This window comes from Bartonella sp. CL436QHHD, from assembly GCF_042195105.1.
Lineage (GTDB): Bacteria > Pseudomonadota > Alphaproteobacteria > Rhizobiales > Rhizobiaceae > Bartonella.
On record NZ_JBHINR010000065.1, the window covers coordinates 66018 to 81566 of the forward strand.

12 protein-coding genes are annotated in these 15549 nt (G+C 40.0%); 6 read left to right on the forward strand and 6 right to left on the reverse strand.

The features are described from left to right. The first annotated feature begins 41 nt into the window (after nucleotides 1–41). The 5 genes from ftsZ to ligA all read left to right on the forward strand — a co-directional run bounded on the left by ftsZ (nucleotide 42) and on the right by ligA (nucleotide 7900). Nucleotides 42–1805, forward strand: a complete 1764-nt coding sequence (ftsZ, locus tag ACFIKN_RS07895; RefSeq protein WP_375658191.1) for a cell division protein FtsZ — start codon at nucleotides 42–44, stop codon at nucleotides 1803–1805. Between the two features lie 216 nt (nucleotides 1806–2021). After that, nucleotides 2022–2906, forward strand: a complete 885-nt coding sequence (lpxC, locus tag ACFIKN_RS07900) for a UDP-3-O-acyl-N-acetylglucosamine deacetylase (protein ID WP_375658212.1) — start codon at nucleotides 2022–2024, stop codon at nucleotides 2904–2906. Between the two features lie 160 nt (nucleotides 2907–3066). Further along, a complete protein-coding gene (locus ACFIKN_RS07905; RefSeq protein ID WP_375612003.1) occupies nucleotides 3067–3960 on the forward strand; it encodes an outer membrane protein assembly factor BamD in 894 nt (297 codons plus the stop codon). 6 nt (nucleotides 3961–3966) lie between these two features. Further along, nucleotides 3967–5628: a DNA repair protein RecN gene (gene recN / locus ACFIKN_RS07910; protein ID WP_375658192.1), complete on the forward strand. Its 1662-nt coding sequence runs from the start codon at nucleotides 3967–3969 to the stop codon at nucleotides 5626–5628. Nucleotides 5629–5740: 112 nt separating this feature from the next. Next, nucleotides 5741–7900 carry an NAD-dependent DNA ligase LigA gene (gene ligA, locus ACFIKN_RS07915; protein ID WP_375658193.1) on the forward strand — a complete coding sequence of 720 codons (2160 nt, stop codon included), beginning with the start codon at nucleotides 5741–5743 and terminating at the stop codon, nucleotides 7898–7900. A 587-nt stretch (nucleotides 7901–8487) separates the two neighbouring features. On the opposite strand, the gene ACFIKN_RS07920 is transcribed toward ligA, so the two are convergent. From ACFIKN_RS07920 to ACFIKN_RS07930, 3 genes are read right to left on the reverse strand one after another with little or no spacing between them, the layout of a single operon-like run. Beyond that, nucleotides 8488–10314 (reverse strand): aminopeptidase P family protein, encoded by a 1827-nt coding sequence (locus ACFIKN_RS07920; RefSeq protein ID WP_375658194.1) that lies wholly within the window; start codon nucleotides 10312–10314, stop codon nucleotides 8488–8490. 27 nt (nucleotides 10315–10341) lie between these two features. Further along, complete coding sequence (locus tag ACFIKN_RS07925) at nucleotides 10342–11211, reverse strand: 50S ribosomal protein L11 methyltransferase (RefSeq protein WP_375658195.1); 870 nt, start codon at nucleotides 11209–11211, stop codon at nucleotides 10342–10344. 26 nt (nucleotides 11212–11237) lie between these two features. Further along, entirely contained in the window at nucleotides 11238–11819 is a 582-nt protein-coding gene (locus tag ACFIKN_RS07930) for an SCO family protein (protein ID WP_273790767.1), read from the reverse strand. Nucleotides 11820–11954: 135 nt separating this feature from the next. Between ACFIKN_RS07930 and ACFIKN_RS07935 the strand changes: the two genes are divergently transcribed. Then, nucleotides 11955–12584: a DapH/DapD/GlmU-related protein gene (locus tag ACFIKN_RS07935; RefSeq protein ID WP_375643457.1), complete on the forward strand. Its 630-nt coding sequence runs from the start codon at nucleotides 11955–11957 to the stop codon at nucleotides 12582–12584. A gap of 56 nt (nucleotides 12585–12640) precedes the next feature. On the opposite strand, the gene ACFIKN_RS07940 is transcribed toward ACFIKN_RS07935, so the two are convergent. From ACFIKN_RS07940 to ACFIKN_RS07950, 3 genes are all read right to left on the reverse strand, one after another. Next, nucleotides 12641–14980: an ATP-dependent helicase gene (locus ACFIKN_RS07940; protein WP_375658196.1), complete on the reverse strand. Its 2340-nt coding sequence runs from the start codon at nucleotides 14978–14980 to the stop codon at nucleotides 12641–12643. A 119-nt stretch (nucleotides 14981–15099) separates the two neighbouring features. Continuing rightward, nucleotides 15100–15351 carry a ribbon-helix-helix domain-containing protein gene (locus tag ACFIKN_RS07945; protein WP_273790764.1) on the reverse strand — a complete coding sequence of 84 codons (252 nt, stop codon included), beginning with the start codon at nucleotides 15349–15351 and terminating at the stop codon, nucleotides 15100–15102. A gap of 10 nt (nucleotides 15352–15361) precedes the next feature. Further along, the gene (locus ACFIKN_RS07950; RefSeq protein WP_273790763.1) at nucleotides 15362–15544 is read right to left on the reverse strand and encodes a DUF4169 family protein; all 183 of its coding nucleotides are present in this window, start codon (nucleotides 15542–15544) and stop codon (nucleotides 15362–15364) included. Nucleotides 15545–15549 lie beyond the last annotated feature (5 nt).

Here is a 15549-nt window from a genome sequence, read left to right on the forward strand (position 1 = left end):
CATCGCTTTGGCTTGCGGTGTCTTATGAGAAGGAAAAGAAAATGACGATTAATCTGCATCGGCCAGATATCGCGGAATTGAAGCCACGCATTACCGTTTTTGGTGTTGGAGGTGGTGGCGGGAATGCCGTGAATAATATGATAAATGCTGGTCTTCAGGGAGTTGACTTTGTTGTTGCAAATACGGATGCACAGGCTTTGGCTATGTCAAAGGCTGAACGTGTTATCCAACTTGGGGCAGCTGTGACAGAAGGTTTGGGTGCTGGAGCTTTGCCGGAAGTTGGACAAGCGGCAGCAGAGGAATGTATTGATGAAATTATTGATCATCTTGCAGACTCTCATATGGTTTTCATTACTGCTGGTATGGGGGGAGGAACTGGAACAGGAGCTGCTCCCGTTGTTGCTCGCGCAGCGCGTGAAAAAGGTATTTTGACTGTTGGTGTTGTGACAAAGCCGTTTCAGTTTGAAGGCGCACGTCGTATGAAAACGGCAGAGGCTGGTATTGAAGAATTACAAAAGTCTGTCGATACATTGATTGTTATACCCAATCAAAATCTTTTCCGTATTGCAAATGATAAGACAACGTTTGCTGATGCTTTTGCTATGGCTGACCAAGTGCTTTATTCTGGTGTTGCTTCCATTACGGATTTGATGATTAAAGAGGGTTTAATTAACCTTGATTTTGCTGATGTTCGTTCTGTTATGCACGAAATGGGGCGAGCCATGATGGGAACGGGTGAGGCATCTGGTGATGGGCGTGCTTTGGCTGCGGCTGAAGCTGCTATTGCAAACCCACTGTTGGATGATACCTCTATGCGTGGGGCGCGTGGTTTATTGATTTCTATTACGGGTGGTCGTGATATGACTCTCTTTGAGGTTGATGAAGCTGCTAATCGTATTCGTGAAGAAGTGGATGCTGATGCGAATGTGATCTTTGGCGCTATTGATGATGAGTCATTGGAAGGTGTTATTCGTGTTTCTGTGGTTGCCACCGGTATTGATCGTGAAGTTAGTGATGTTGTTCAGTCCTCTCATCCTCAGATTCAAAGACCTGCTTCTTCAATACGCAAGAGCGATCCTGGAACGTCACACAGTTCTTTTCATGTTCAGTCATCGCCTCTGCGTTCTGAGTCAATGGTAGAAGTAATCGAATCACTTGAAATAGAGAAGGGTAAATCAACCGGAGAACAGTTCCGTCCCAAAAGTCAAATTTTTGCACAACCTGCAGAATCAATGACGACACGAAGTGCCACGAATGCTGTTGCGTATGGTTCAAATGCTGTTCAGGAACAGAGATCCAATGTGCCTCGTATGCAAGTAAGCCGTGGTTCTCAACAGGCGATGACGGCTCCTGTGAGTATGGAGGCAACAGCACATGTTCTTGATGAGATGACAGGGGTTGTGAAGCAAAAAGAAAAGCCAGTGCAACCAAAACAAATGCAAGCGCGCGCTCCAATGCGTATGCCTGAGTTAAAGGATTTTCCTCCTGTTGCTCATGGACAAAGTCAAAGAACATTTGTGACTGATCAAGGTCCTCGTAATCTTTGGCAGCGTTTGAAACAGAGCTTGACACATCGTGAAGAAGCTGAGCCAGAAGCGAGGCTGGAGCCTGCTGTTAGATCATCTCAGCAGAAAGAGTCTCATGTTTACAATAAAAATTCTCAGGCGCTTTCTCAAGATGCTTCTGTGTATGTTCCACGTCGTTCTGGTGAGCTGCACCCTCAGGTGCCACAAGATCAACGTACTTTTATAAGTGAAGAAGATCAGTTGGAAATACCAGCATTTTTACGTCGTCAGGCAAATTAATTGATGAAAAGTGAGATAAAGTAAGAAAAATTATTATTTCTTTAATGATCAGTCAAAAATTATACAGTAAAATATATTGCTGTTTTTTTGATAAAATACTTTGTTTTAAAAAAAACCGCTTATTATAAGCGGTTTTTTTTTATTATTTACTATGAATATTCTTTATAATTTTATAAATTTTGTTAAAAGATGTACAAGCAATTTAATAAAATGATTATGATGAATTTAGTACCAAAATATCAGTCTACTCTTAAAAAAGCAGTAACATTTAAGGGGATTGGCGTTCACAGTGGCTGTTTGTCAGTGGTAAAGGTTTGTCCAGCGGATGTTGGGTGTGGTATTGTTTTTAAGCGTTGTGGATTAGACGGAACAGAGAAAATATTTCAAGCTCATGCATCGCAAACAGGAGAAACTGAATTATCAACAGTACTTGGAGATGGAGATGTAAGGGTTGAAACAATTGAACATTTGATGGCAGCAATTGCTGCTTATAATTTGGATAATCTTGTTATTGAAGTGTCACATAATGAGATTCCTATTTTGGATGGTTCAGCGTGGCTATATTGCCAAGCTTTTGAAGATGTTGGTATTGTACAGCAAAATGCGTTGCGTTCTTATTTCATTATAAAAAAGCCGGTGCGAGTTGAAGGATCTCATGGTGTTGCAGAGCTTTTGCCATTCGATGGACGTCGTTTTGATATAACGATCTCTTTTCCTTCTTCTGCTATTGGTAAGCAACATTTCAGTTTTGATCTTACCACACGAGGGTTTAGGGATGATTTGTCACGTGCGCGCACTTTTGGTTTTATCAAAGACGTGGAAGAATTAAGGCTTTCTGGAAAGGCGAGAGGTGCTTCTTTGGAAAATTCTCTTGTTATCGACCTTAATGATAAAATTTTAAATCCCGATGGTCCTCATTGGGAGAATGAATGTGTTCGGCACAAGATGCTTGATGCGATTGGTGATACTGCTTTGCTGGGAGCACCTTTTATTGGATTATTTCGTTCTTATTGTAGTGGGCATAGAATTAATGCGCAATTGGTGAAAGCTGTTTTGGCAGACGAATCATATTACCAAAAAAGCTTTTTAGAGAAAGAGTAAAAGAAAATTGACAAGATTTTTTTATCGTTTATTTGATTTTTAAGGGGATGATTGACCTAAACTGCTAAATTGGTTATGTGGATTTTAAAGTGATATGGTATAAAAACTTTAATAAATTGTTTTTGCTACAAGGTGATATTCTCTGGAGGCCGGAAAAACTATGAAAAAATCTCATGTGTGCATTGGAAATATGACATATAGAAAATCTAACATTGTACGCAAGATATTGGGGGTGGTACTTTTAGGAAGCACCTGTATGTTAGCGGGATGTCTCTTTAAAGAGAAAAATACCCTTGATCCATCTGCTTATGTTTTGAAAATAGAGCCACCAGATGTTCTCTATAATCAGGCGCTTGCTAGCCTTGAAAGTGGGCGGCTTGGGGATGCATCGAAGAAGTTTTTGAAGATTGAAAAACAGTACGCTTATACAGACTGGGGGCGTAAATCTTTGGTCATGGGTGCTTTTACTAATTATCGACTCGGAAAGTATGATGATTCAATTAGTATGGCTCAACGCTATATTACTCTTTATCCAGGGTCGACTGACTCGGCTTATGCGTATTATATTATTGGTCTTTCTTCTTTCCGTCGGATTCCTGATGTTACACGTGATCAACGTGATACGAAACGTGCTATTGCTGCTATGCAGCTTCTTATAGAGCGTTATCCTAATTCTGAGTATGTCAAGGATGCTAAGGATAAAATCCGTTTTGGTCGCGAACAGCTGGCTGGTAAAGAAATGCAGATTGGCCGTTATTATGAAGAGGGGCGGCGTTACCTTGCGGCAAGTAGACGGTTTCGTACCGTGGTTGAAGAGTATTCTGATACAAATCAAATTGAAGAAGCGCTTTTCCGCTTGACTGAGGTTAATCTTGCTCTCGGCTTAACGGCGGAAGCACAGACGGCAGCAGCTATTTTAGGACGTAATTATCCCAAAAGTGAGTGGTATAAATTTTCTTATAATCTCTTGCAGAAGAATAAAATATCGCCACGTGAGCATAAATCTTCTTGGATCTCAAATGCTTTAGGTGGTGATAAGAAGAGGGTACGTTGATTCTCTATGTTGGTACAGCTTTCGATTCATAATATTGTTTTGATCGAAACGCTTGATATTTATTTTACGGCGGGGTTGACGGTTTTAACTGGAGAAACAGGTGCGGGGAAGTCTATTCTCCTTGATGCTTTATCACTTGCTCTAGGGGGGCGGGGTGATGCTTCGCTTGTGCGTCATGGTGCTGACCGCGGGCAGGTCACAGCTGTTTTTGATGTGTCTGTTTCACATCCTGCACGTCAACTTATTCGTGAGAATGGTCTTGATGATGAGGGTGATATTATTTTACGACGTGTGCAATCAAGTGATGGACGTAGCCGTGTTTTTATCAATGATCAGGTGTCTAGTGTTGCATTGATGCGGAGTGTTGGCCGTTTGCTGGTTGAAATCCATGGACAACATGATGATCGTGCGCTTGTTGATGTTGCTACACATCGCCAATTATTAGATGCCTTTGGTGGTCTTGAAGATGAAGTGGAAAATTTGCGTCAGTGTTATCACTCATGGCGTGAATTTGAGGAGCGTTTGCAACGGCAGCGTCTTAAAGTAGAGAGTGCCGTACGTGAGGTTGATTATCTTCGTGCGTGTGTAGAAGAGCTTGAAAAGCTTGATTTTAAAGTTGGTGAAGAGGAAGCTCTTTCTCTTCGTCGTGCTGATATGCTTAAATTAGAAAAAATAGCGACAGATATTAAAGAAGCGGATGATCTTTTAACGGGTCAAAAATCACCAATCCCAGTACTTTCTAATTTGGTGAGGCGTTTGGAGCGGAAAATTCCTGAGGCGCAAGAACTTATTGTACCAGTGGTGAAATCTATTGATGAGGCATTGCATGCACTTGCAACAGCACAAGAAGGTATTGAGACGGCAATACGAGCATTAGATTTTGAACCTGATGAATTGGAACGGATAGAAGAGCGTCTTTTTTCTCTTCGGGGTTTTGCTCGTAAATATCAAGTTTCAGCGGATGAATTGATTCAGTTACGCGATAAAATGGATGCAGAACTCGCTGATTTTGAAGAGGCTCAGACTATATTGACACGCTTTGAAGATGAGGCAAGACAAGCACAAAAAAAATATGATATGTTAGCGCAAGCGTTGTCAATAAAACGTCAAGAGGTTGCAAAGAACTTGTCTGAAAGCGTGATGACTGAGCTACCGGCATTGAAATTAGAGAGGGCTGAATTTATTGTTGAAATGCAAAGTGATACGGAAAAGCGGAGTGCAGAGGGATGTGATCGTGTTGAATATTGGGTGCGAACAAATCCTGGCTCACGGGCCGGTCCCATGCTTAGTGTGGCTTCTGGCGGTGAATTATCTCGTTTTTTGCTGGCATTAAAAGTTGTTTTATCTGATCGAGGATCAGCACCGACGCTGATTTTTGATGAAATTGATACAGGCGTTGGGGGGGCTGTTGCAGCGGCTATTGGGCAACGGTTGCAACGCTTATCAGAACATGTCCAAGTTTTCGCTATTACGCATGCTCCACAGGTTGCATCGAAAGCGCATGGTCATTTTCTTATTTCAAAAATTGAGAGTCATGATAAAGGACGCTTTGTTACTGCGATTCATAAAATGGAAGAGCATGAGCGTGCAGAAGAAATTGCCCGTATGTTGGCTGGAGAACAGATTACTGAAGAAGCGCGTGCAGCGGCTCAAAAGCTTCTAGCATAAAGGTAATTAGTCAGCGATAAAAATACTGGAAAGCTTGAATTTATTGAGATTCACTTGATGAGGATGCGTGTGGAAATCCTTGTGGCAGTGCTTGTAATTTGGAATAGATTTTATGAACAAAGATGCAGATAAAAATCTCACAGCTGTTGAAGCAGAACGTGAATTAGAGTGGTTGGCAAAAGAAATTGCACGTCATGATGTGCTTTATAATCGTGATGATCAGCCTGAAATTTCTGATGCAGAATATGATGCTTTGCGCCGCCGTAATGCAGAAATTGAAGCTCTTTTTCCAGAGCTTATACGTATTGATTCTCCTTCACATAAAATTGGGGCACCAATTTCTGAAAAGTTTGAAAAATCTGTTCATGCACAGCCTATGCTTTCACTTGATAATGCGTTTAGCTCTGAAGATGTTAGTGAATTTGTTGAGCGTATTCGTCGTTTTTTACGGCTTCCAGAAACACAAGTGTTGGAAATAACAGCGGAGCCAAAAATTGATGGTTTATCTTTGTCTTTACGCTACGAAAAGGGGCGGCTTGTGCGTGCGGCAACGCGTGGGGATGGAACTGTCGGTGAAAATGTGACGGCAAATGCCCGAACAATTGCTGATATTCCACAAGTTTTACAAAGTGATTTTCCTGATATCATTGAGGTTCGCGGTGAAGTTTATATGGGGCGGGAAGATTTCCAAGCACTGAATATCAGCCAACAAGAGAAGGGCAAGTTAACCTTTGCCAATCCTCGAAATGCGGCGGCTGGTTCACTCCGTCAGCTTGATTCACGGATAACCGCTAGCAGAAAACTTCAATTTTTTGCTTATGCTTGTGGTGAGGTGAGTGAAATATTGGCAGAAAGTCAAATGGAGATGATGAAAAAGCTAAAAGAATATGGCTTTGTTATCAATCCATTAACAAAAGTCTTTAAGACAGTAAAAGAAATTATTTCGTATTATCACGATATCGAAGAATGCCGTCATTCTTTAAGCTATGATATTGATGGCATTGTTTATAAGGTTAATGATTTGATGCTCCAAAAGCGTTTGGGGTTTGTTTCTCGTTCGCCGCGTTGGGCTATCGCCCATAAATTTCCAGCAGAAAAAGCGATAGCGCTTTTGGAAGATATTGACATTCAAGTTGGTCGCACGGGAGCTTTGACACCTGTTGCACGTCTTACGCCTATTACTGTTGGTGGAGTGGTGGTGACCAATGCTAGTTTGCATAATGAGGATTATATTAAGGGAATTGGTCATAAAGGAGAGCCCATTCGTGAAGGACGTGATATCCGTGTAGGCGATAGCGTGATTGTACAACGTGCTGGTGATGTGATCCCTCAAGTTATTGATGTTATCATTGAAAAACGCCCGAAAGATGCTGCTGTTTTTATTTTTCCTCATTTGTGCCCAGCTTGTGGGAGTCATGCTGTTCGTGAAGTGGGAGAAGCCGTGCGTCGCTGTACAGGGGGGCTTATTTGTCCGGCACAAGCGATTGAACGTATTCGTCATTTTGTTTCACGCAATGCTTTTGATATTGAGGGCTTGGGTAAAAAACAAGTGGAGTTCTTTTTCCATGTTCAAGATGAAGCGCTTTGTATTCATACACCAGCCGATATTTTTACGTTACAACGGCGCCAAGAAAAATCTTTGATACGTTTGGAAAATATGGAAGGTTTTGGTACTGTTTCAGTGCGGAAATTGTATGATGCCATTAATGCGCGCCGAGAAATTCCTTTGAGCCGTTTTTTGTTTGCATTAGGGATTCGTCATGTTGGCGAAGTGAATGCACGCCGCCTTGCACGTGCTTATAAAAATTATACAGCTTTTGAGACCGCGGCTATGGAAGCACTTATGCCATGTGATAAGAAAAATGAAGAAGGAAATGAGGCTTGGATGGAGCTTACCAATATCGAAGGAATTGGACCACAGGTAGGGAGCGCAATTGTTGATTTTTATCAAGAAGCGCATAACCGTGAGATTTTATCTGTTTTGCTTGAAGAAGTAACACCTCTTGATGAAGAGCCTATCATAGCAGATTCTTCACCAATAGCGGAGAAGATCATTGTTTTTACAGGAACTTTGTCGCATATGTCACGCGATGAAGCAAAAGCATTGGCAGAGCGATTAGGGGCTAAAACATCTGGTTCACTTTCTAAAAAAACAGATCTTCTTGTTGCAGGACTTGGAGCGGGCTCCAAATTGGCTAAAGCTGAAGAATTAGGTGTTGAGGTTATCGATGAAGAGGTTTGGCTACAGCTGATTGAGAAACATAATGTTTAAAGGGTGTTTTCCAGAAGATCGTATACTGTTGATATGATTATCTTTCTTACATTTTTTTGGGGGATGAAATCAAAAAGGGGATAATAGGAGCTGTTTTTTGCAAAAATAGAGCGCCATATATTTTGATATTTATTAAGTTATTAAAATAATTAACGTTGAACTTAAATATTAAACTTAAACTATTATGATGAAGAATATACAAGGTTATTATTAGTAAAATTTATAAATTATCATTGTGAAGCAAGGTAAAAATTGTAAATAAATATGCAGAATTTTTGAATCTAAACGGCGTAATAAGTTGGTTATAATAAGCGTTTTAGAAATGCGACGCGGAGGATTACAAAATATAATGAAAATTTCTATATAGCAGAATAAGGCTATAACTCATGTGGAAATGGTGGAGGATAGTTGATAAGCATTATCTTTTGCAAGTGTATCCTGTTCTGTTTCAATTTGGGAAGAGCTTTTGTTGTATTTCATAGAAGCATTTTTTGTGTTTGCTGATGGTAAATACACACTTCTCTTTTTAAAAGAGAAGTGTGTGGTGTTTTTGTAAGAATCGTTGAAAGATATTTGTGTTGCTTCATTTAAAGGGGCATTGTTGCTTCTTTTGCCCATTTTTTATCTTCTTCATTTAAGTAAGGTGCATTCATCTGATAAACGCGCGCATGGTAATCATTGAGCCATTGCCGTTCTTCTTGTGTCAAAAGCTCTGGAAGGATTAACCGTCGATCAATGGGGCAATGTGTGAGTGTCTCAAACGAGAGCATTTCTATATCTCCACCATCAATTTTTTGTGCTGGCTTTACTATCATCAAATTTTCAAGACGGATACCAAAAGCGCCTTCGCGGTAATAGCCTGGCTCGTTTGAAAGAATCATACCGGAGATGAGTTCTTGGCACCCTTTGCGAGAAATATTTTGCGGTCCTTCATGGACAGAAAGATAAGATCCAACACCATGACCGGTGCCATGGGCATAATCAAAACCAGCTTTCCACAATGCAATGCGTGCTAGAATATCAATGTCTTGTCCACGGGTTCTTTTGGGAAAGCAAGCAGTTGAAAGAGTAATCATGCCCTTGAGAACAAGAGTGAAACAGCGTTTTTCTTCTTCTCCAATATTCCCAATTGCTACTGTACGTGTGACATCTGTCGTTCCATCACGATATTGGCCACCTGAATCAACAAGATAAAGTTCACCAGCATTGAGTTGTTTATTTGTTTGTGTCGTTACACGATAATGAATAATGGCGCCATTTTCTCCTGCTGCTGAAATTGTATCAAAAGAAAGATCTTTAAGTTTTTCTCCCATTTCGTTTGCTGTATTTATGCGAAATTCTTCTAATTTTTGAGCAGCAGAAATTTCACTTATTGACCCTGGTATTTGTTTATCTAACCAAGAAAAAAAACGGGTTAGGGCAACACCATCGCGTAGATGCGCTTTGCGTGCGCCATTGAGTTCTGTGTCATTTTTAATGGCACGTGGTAGAGCAGCAGGATCGGTAAGTGTGATAAAAGAGCTATTTTTTTCTTCAATAACAGTTCGTAATTTTTCGCATGTTAGCTGTGGATCTAAGGCAAACACGGTCCCTTTTTGAACATACTCTTTGATCTTGGGAATAAGCTGTTCTGGTTCATATAATTTTGCATAACGTTCCAGATATTGTTTCTGTTCTACACCAAGTTTTTTGCTGTCAATGAATAAGGCTGGTGTTTCGTTAAGTGGAATGAGAGCAAAACAAAGGGAAAAAGGCGTGTTGGAAACATCATTGCCCCGTATATTGAATGTCCATGCAATGGAAGAGGGGTCTGTAAAAATAAAAGCATTTGCATGAGTTTGCTGTATATCTTTGTAAATCAAAGCGAGTTTTTCATCTGTATCGCACCCAGCATATTTGAGAGGGTGAATTGATAAGGCAGATTGTGGTAACTTTGGTTGATTATGCCAGAGCAAATCAATGGGATTATGTTGAACTTCTACAAGTTTTCCACCTGCTTTCATTTCTAATGCGTTTCTCAATGCATCGGTGGCAGCAATCGTGTGGAGCCATGGATCAAAGCCAATAGAAAGTTTTTGACCATTTTTTTCAAGCCATTGTGAGGGAGGACAAGTTATGAGATCTTCATAATTAAAAATATCAGGATCAGTTTGTTGGCGAACTTGGAGCTTATATCGCCCATCTGTAAATATGATGGCTTTGTTTTTTAAAATCAGTGCAATCCCAGCTGATCCAGTAAAGCCGGTTAACCAGCTAAGGCGTTGAGCATGAGGGGGGACATATTCTCCTTGATGCTCATCGCACCGCGGAACAAGAAAACCATCGAGTCCAAGGTGATCGAGTTCTTTACGAAGGCAAGAAATGCGTTCTGCTGCATAAGCAGGATTTGTTGTCGCCTCAAAAGATTGATACATAACGACGTCCTTTTCTTTTATTTTCTTTTATTTCAGATGTATCGTAACCCATCCTTGCCGGTGGTATGTTTCGATATGCTTCATTCCTTGTTTTATATAAGTCTCCAAAACATGGGCATGTTGTTCTTCAAGAATTCCAGAGAGTATAAGTGATCCCCCTTTTTGAAGTGCCTTTACCACTTCTTGCGCAAGTTCAATAAGCGGATTAGCAAGGATATTGGCAACGATGAGATCAAAAGGGGTTCGTGATGCAATTGCATCATGGGCAAAATCTGTTGCTGTAATAGCTGTAATATATTCCTTGACACCATTGAATTCGATATTGTGTTGTGCAACTTGAACAGCAATTGGGTCAATATCGGATGCAAGAACAGTAATTGGTTTGAGCATTGCTATGCCAATGGCTAGTACACCGCTCCCAGTACCAAGATCAAGGGCATTTTTGGGATTTTCGTGTTTCATGACTTTGGCAATCATTTCTAAACAACCGGCTGTTGTTCCATGATGTCCGGTGCCAAAAGCTTGATTAGCTTCAATTTCAATAGGGAGAACATTTGCTGGAATGGCGTTTCGGTTGTGACTTCCATGAAGGAAAAAAGGACCGGCTTGCACAGGTTTTAGTCCTTCTAGGCTTTTTTGTACCCAATCAATGTTGGGTAAAACTTCCATATTAATTTTATCAAAATCTATAGAAAGGATTTGAGCAAAACGTTTCAATGCGTTCTCTTGATTGTCTTGATCGACATATAGAGAAAGCTCATATACAGCATTTTGTTCATCTATCTCTATAAGAGCAAGAGGATACCCTTCTTCGTCAAAGGCTGTTTCTATAAGGGTATAGAACCGTTCTGCTTCATTTTTAGAAGCAGTATAATAGAGGCGAATTTGTTGCGACATGCTGTTCTTTCTTTTGATCGGTTTTTTTAGTTTAAGATGAGTTTTTTTAACCGTTCAATGGCGATTTCATCTTTTAATTCGCTATCGCTTTCTTTCGTGTCATAACGGATAACGCCAGCTAATTTTCCACCTTTTTTGAGTAAAAAAATTGCTGCTGTATGGTTATATGTATAGTTTCCATCTGTTTCAGGGACTTTTTCAGCAACGATGTTGAAAGAATTGACCATTTTATGAACTTTTTCAGGATCTCCGCTGATGCCAACAATTTTATTGTTAAAATTACTGAGATAATCATGGAGTACTTTTGGTGTGTCTCGTTCAGGATCAACAGTCACAAACCATATACCTAATTTATCAGCTTCAGGCCCAAGGGCTGTAAGCCATCGATCAAGATTCATCAGTGTGGTAGGGCAGCTTTCAGGACACATAGTGAAGCCGAAAAAAATTATTGAAGGCTTGCTTCGAACATCAGCCTCAGTAATATTTTTTCCATTAGAATCAGTGAGAGTAAAGTTATCACCTAAAGGCTTATTTGTCAGCGTATCATAAATAAAAACACCTGCAAGAAATATGATTGTCAGCCCCAAGATGCGTATTACATTTTTCATAGTTTGACTCTCTTAAATAGATCGAGAAATTGTAACATCGGCAGGTTTGTTTTGCAATGTGTGTTTCATGGTTGATTTTATTGGCTTGATTGGTATGTCTTTCCATATCTATGATGAAACATTGGTGAAAGATGCATGAATATTGAGAACGATCTTCGGTTTCATGAAAGTGAGCCTCGTATCCATACGACGGCACGGCTGCATGGTTGTAAATTAGGGCGCTATGTGGAAATTAATGAGCGGGTGATTTTACGGGATGTAACCGTTGGAGATTTTTCTTATTTAGAACGTAATAGTGAGGCTATTTATAGCGATATTGGGCGTTTTTGTTCTATTGCATCTCATGTACGAATGAATGCGTTGGAGCATCCTATGGAGCGCGTTTCAACGCATAAAATAACCTATCGTCCAAACGAATATTTTCGTTATATGGCATTAGATAGTGGTTTTCGTGAAAGGCGTTGTGCAAAACGTGTTATTATTGGGCATGATGTGTGGATTGGATATGGTGCGGTTATTATGCCTGGGGTGACTATTGGTCATGGCGCTATCATTGGCGCGAACGCTGTTATAACGAAAGATGTTTTGCCTTATACGATTGTCGTTGGGGTGCCTGCTAAACGGTTGCGGATGCGTTTTCCCAATAATGTGATAGAATGCCTTTTAGATATGGCTTGGTGGGATTGGCCGCTTGATAAAATTCACAACGCATTGCCTGATATGCAAAATTTGCCCATTGAAGCCTTTGTTCGTAAATGGAAATGACATTCAGAATAAAATAAAGTGGTTTCTTGAAAAAACTGATCGTGGTTTACTTGTAATTAAGCTTTGTTTACAAAATTGTCTAGTACACGCTTTTCTCCGGCTTTTTCGAACATTATTGTCAATTTATGATCGTCTATTGCTGTAATATGACCATAACCAAATTTTATGTGAAAAATCCGATCATTGACAGAAAAATCTGATGGTGCATGAGAGATTGATTGAGAGATAACTTTCCCTTCAATATTCTTGTTTTTTTGTGCACGCTTTTGTCTTGCTGTTGCATAGTCAGTATAAAAGGAATCGTGATGTTGAAAGGAAGATTTTCCATAACCACCATAGGATGTTTCCATTTCTACAACTTCTATATGTTCTGCTGGTAATTCATCTAGAAAACGGGAGGGAAGAGCAGGTTGCCAAAGTCCATGAATTCTTCGATTAGATACAAACCATATATGCAAATGTTTTTTTGCTCTTGTTAGACCTACGTAAGCAAGGCGCCGTTCTTCTTCTAATCCTGAACGTCCACCTTCATCTAATGAGCGTTGGTGGGGAAAGAGTCCTTCTTCCCAACCTGGAAGAAAAACTGTTTCAAATTCAAGTCCTTTGGCTGAATGAAGTGTCATGATGTTGACTGCATCCATATTTTCATTATTTTCCGTTTCCATAACGAGTGCAACATGTTCCAAAAAACTTTGAAGATTTTCAAATTGTTCCATGGAACGAATCATTTCTTTAAGATTTTCTAGTCTTGTAGGAGCCTCTGGTGAGCGATCTTCTAACCACATGGTTGTATAACCAGAATCATCAAGGACGATCTCGGCAAGTTCTCTATGAGGAGTGTCTTGAAGCATATTTTGCCAGCGGCGGAAGCTTTCAATGAGGCTTCGTAACGCACTGCGTGCCTTAGGCTTTAATTCATCTGTTTCAATGATGTCAGCGGCAGCAGAAAAGAGAGGAACAGCACGTGCACGTGCACTCTCATAAAGAATGCGCAGGGTTGCATCTCCTATGCCGCGTTTTGGTGTATTAATAACACGCTCAAAAGCTAAATCATCAGTAGGTTGGACAACAACGCGTAAATAAGCCATGGCATCACGTATTTCCATTCGCTCATAAAAACGAGGACCACCAATGACGCGATAATTAAGGCCAAGTGTTACAAAGCGATCTTCAAATTCACGCATTTGAAATGATGCGCGTACCAATATAGCCATATGATTTAATGCATGACCGGTTTGTTGTGCGCGTTCGATTTCTTCTCCGATTGCTCGTGCTTCTTCTGCCGAATCCCATGCTGAATGAATTTTTACCTTTTCTTCCTCACTCTTTATTTGAGCAGAAAAAAGGACTTTTCCCAGCCTTTCTTCATTATGAGCAATGAGATGGGAGGCGGTTTTGAGAATATGGGATGTTGAGCGATAATTGCGTTCTAGACGAATAATTTTAGCAGAAGGAAAATCTTTTTCAAAACGTAATATGTTTTCGACTTTTGCACCACGCCATCCATAAATGGATTGATCATCATCGCCAACACAACAAAGATTAACATGTTGACCTTGAGGATGTTGGGCCAAAAGGCGAAGCCAAAGATATTGTGCTGTATTTGTATCTTGATATTCATCGACAAGAATATAACGAAATTGAGAATGATATTCGCGAAGAATATCTGGATTATGTTGGAAGATAGAGATAGAATGAAGTAGAAGGTCACCAAAATCACAAGCATTAAGATCTTTTAATCGATTTTGATAATTGTGATAAAGTTCACGTCCCATGCCGTTACCAAAGGAATGAGCATCACTTTTTGAGATATGTTTTGGTGAAAGTCCTTGATTTTTCCAAGAATCAATCATCATGGCAAGGTTTCGTGCGGGCCAACGCTTATCGTCTAATCCTTCAGCTTGAATAAGCTGTTTTAAAAGTCGAAGAACATCATCGCTATCGAGAATTGTAAAGTTTCTTTTTAAATCAACAAGCTCTGCGTGACGGCGTAAAATTTTAGCGCCAGTGGAATGAAAGGTTCCAAGCCAAGGCATACCTTCAACAACTTCTCCAATAAGTTCACCAATACGTATTTTCATTTCACGTGCTGCTTTGTTGGTGAAAGTGACAGCAAGTATTTGCTGAGGAGAGGCAAGTCCAGAGCGTAAAATGTGAGAAATACGGGTTGTTAAAACGCGCGTTTTTCCTGTACCAGCACCTGCAAGAACTAAAAGAGGTCCCTCAGTATTCATAACAGCTTGTTGCTGTTCTGGATTGAGTTGTTCTAAATAATCTGTGTTATATGATTTTTGTTCTTTTAGAGTATGGGAGAAAAAACCAGAGCTCTTCTTATCATGGTCTGGAGGGGAATCTTCTTCAAAGAAAGGTATGGTGTGATCAGAAAAATTACTCATTATCTCTCTTTTGTAGTCTTTTTTTTATTGAAGTTCTAGATTAAAAAAACTTCTCTTAAAAAGTCACAACAGTTTCAGTTGAACAGACAGAAAGAGAACGTAAAAAATAAGCACAAACATTAAAGGCGTTGGGTGAGAACGCTTTGAAGGGCATAAACGCGTAACGAAGCCGAAAGATTTACTTGTTGTGGTCTTTTGCTATCAATATCGGTGATAATAAAGGCTAAAGATTGTCCTTTTTGGCGGGCTATATCTTTTAGAATATCTAAAAATGGTGGTTCTAAAGAGACGCTTGTTGCGTGTCCATCAACGCGAACAGATATCTTTCGTGGAATGACTTTTGACCAATCGATAGAATTATTTTCGTGCATTTTTCCACCTTTATTCGTCGTTTCGTAAACGATTTTGATCAAGAAATTTTTGCGTTTTTAAAGATTTTTGTTGCTCAAAATTTTTTTCAGTTTTTGTTCGTCCAAAACGATAACGATTTTGCTCAGCACGAAGAGATTTTTCTGTACGTTTTTTTTGTTTTCGAAATTGGCGAAGATTAATCAATTCAGTCATGAGAA

What these genes read in the sequence shown, in the direction of transcription:
- ACFIKN_RS07935 (WP_375643457.1), top strand. Translation starts at nt 11,955, where the DNA reads ATGAATATTGAGAACGATCTTCGGTTTCATGAAAGTGAGCCTCGTATC.
- ACFIKN_RS07945 (WP_273790764.1), bottom strand. Translation starts at nt 15,351, where the DNA reads ATGCACGAAAATAATTCTATCGATTGGTCAAAAGTCATTCCACGAAAG.
- ACFIKN_RS07930 (WP_273790767.1), bottom strand. Translation starts at nt 11,819, where the DNA reads ATGAAAAATGTAATACGCATCTTGGGGCTGACAATCATATTTCTTGCA.
- ACFIKN_RS07925 (WP_375658195.1), bottom strand. Translation starts at nt 11,211, where the DNA reads ATGTCGCAACAAATTCGCCTCTATTATACTGCTTCTAAAAATGAAGCA.
- ftsZ (WP_375658191.1), top strand. Translation starts at nt 42, where the DNA reads ATGACGATTAATCTGCATCGGCCAGATATCGCGGAATTGAAGCCACGC.
- ACFIKN_RS07905 (WP_375612003.1), top strand. Translation starts at nt 3,067, where the DNA reads ATGAAAAAATCTCATGTGTGCATTGGAAATATGACATATAGAAAATCT.
- ACFIKN_RS07920 (WP_375658194.1), bottom strand. Translation starts at nt 10,314, where the DNA reads ATGTATCAATCTTTTGAGGCGACAACAAATCCTGCTTATGCAGCAGAA.
- ligA (WP_375658193.1), top strand. Translation starts at nt 5,741, where the DNA reads ATGAACAAAGATGCAGATAAAAATCTCACAGCTGTTGAAGCAGAACGT.
- lpxC (WP_375658212.1), top strand. Translation starts at nt 2,022, where the DNA reads ATGATGAATTTAGTACCAAAATATCAGTCTACTCTTAAAAAAGCAGTA.
- ACFIKN_RS07940 (WP_375658196.1), bottom strand. Translation starts at nt 14,980, where the DNA reads ATGAGTAATTTTTCTGATCACACCATACCTTTCTTTGAAGAAGATTCC.
- ACFIKN_RS07950 (WP_273790763.1), bottom strand. Translation starts at nt 15,544, where the DNA reads ATGACTGAATTGATTAATCTTCGCCAATTTCGAAAACAAAAAAAACGT.
- recN (WP_375658192.1), top strand. Translation starts at nt 3,967, where the DNA reads ATGTTGGTACAGCTTTCGATTCATAATATTGTTTTGATCGAAACGCTT.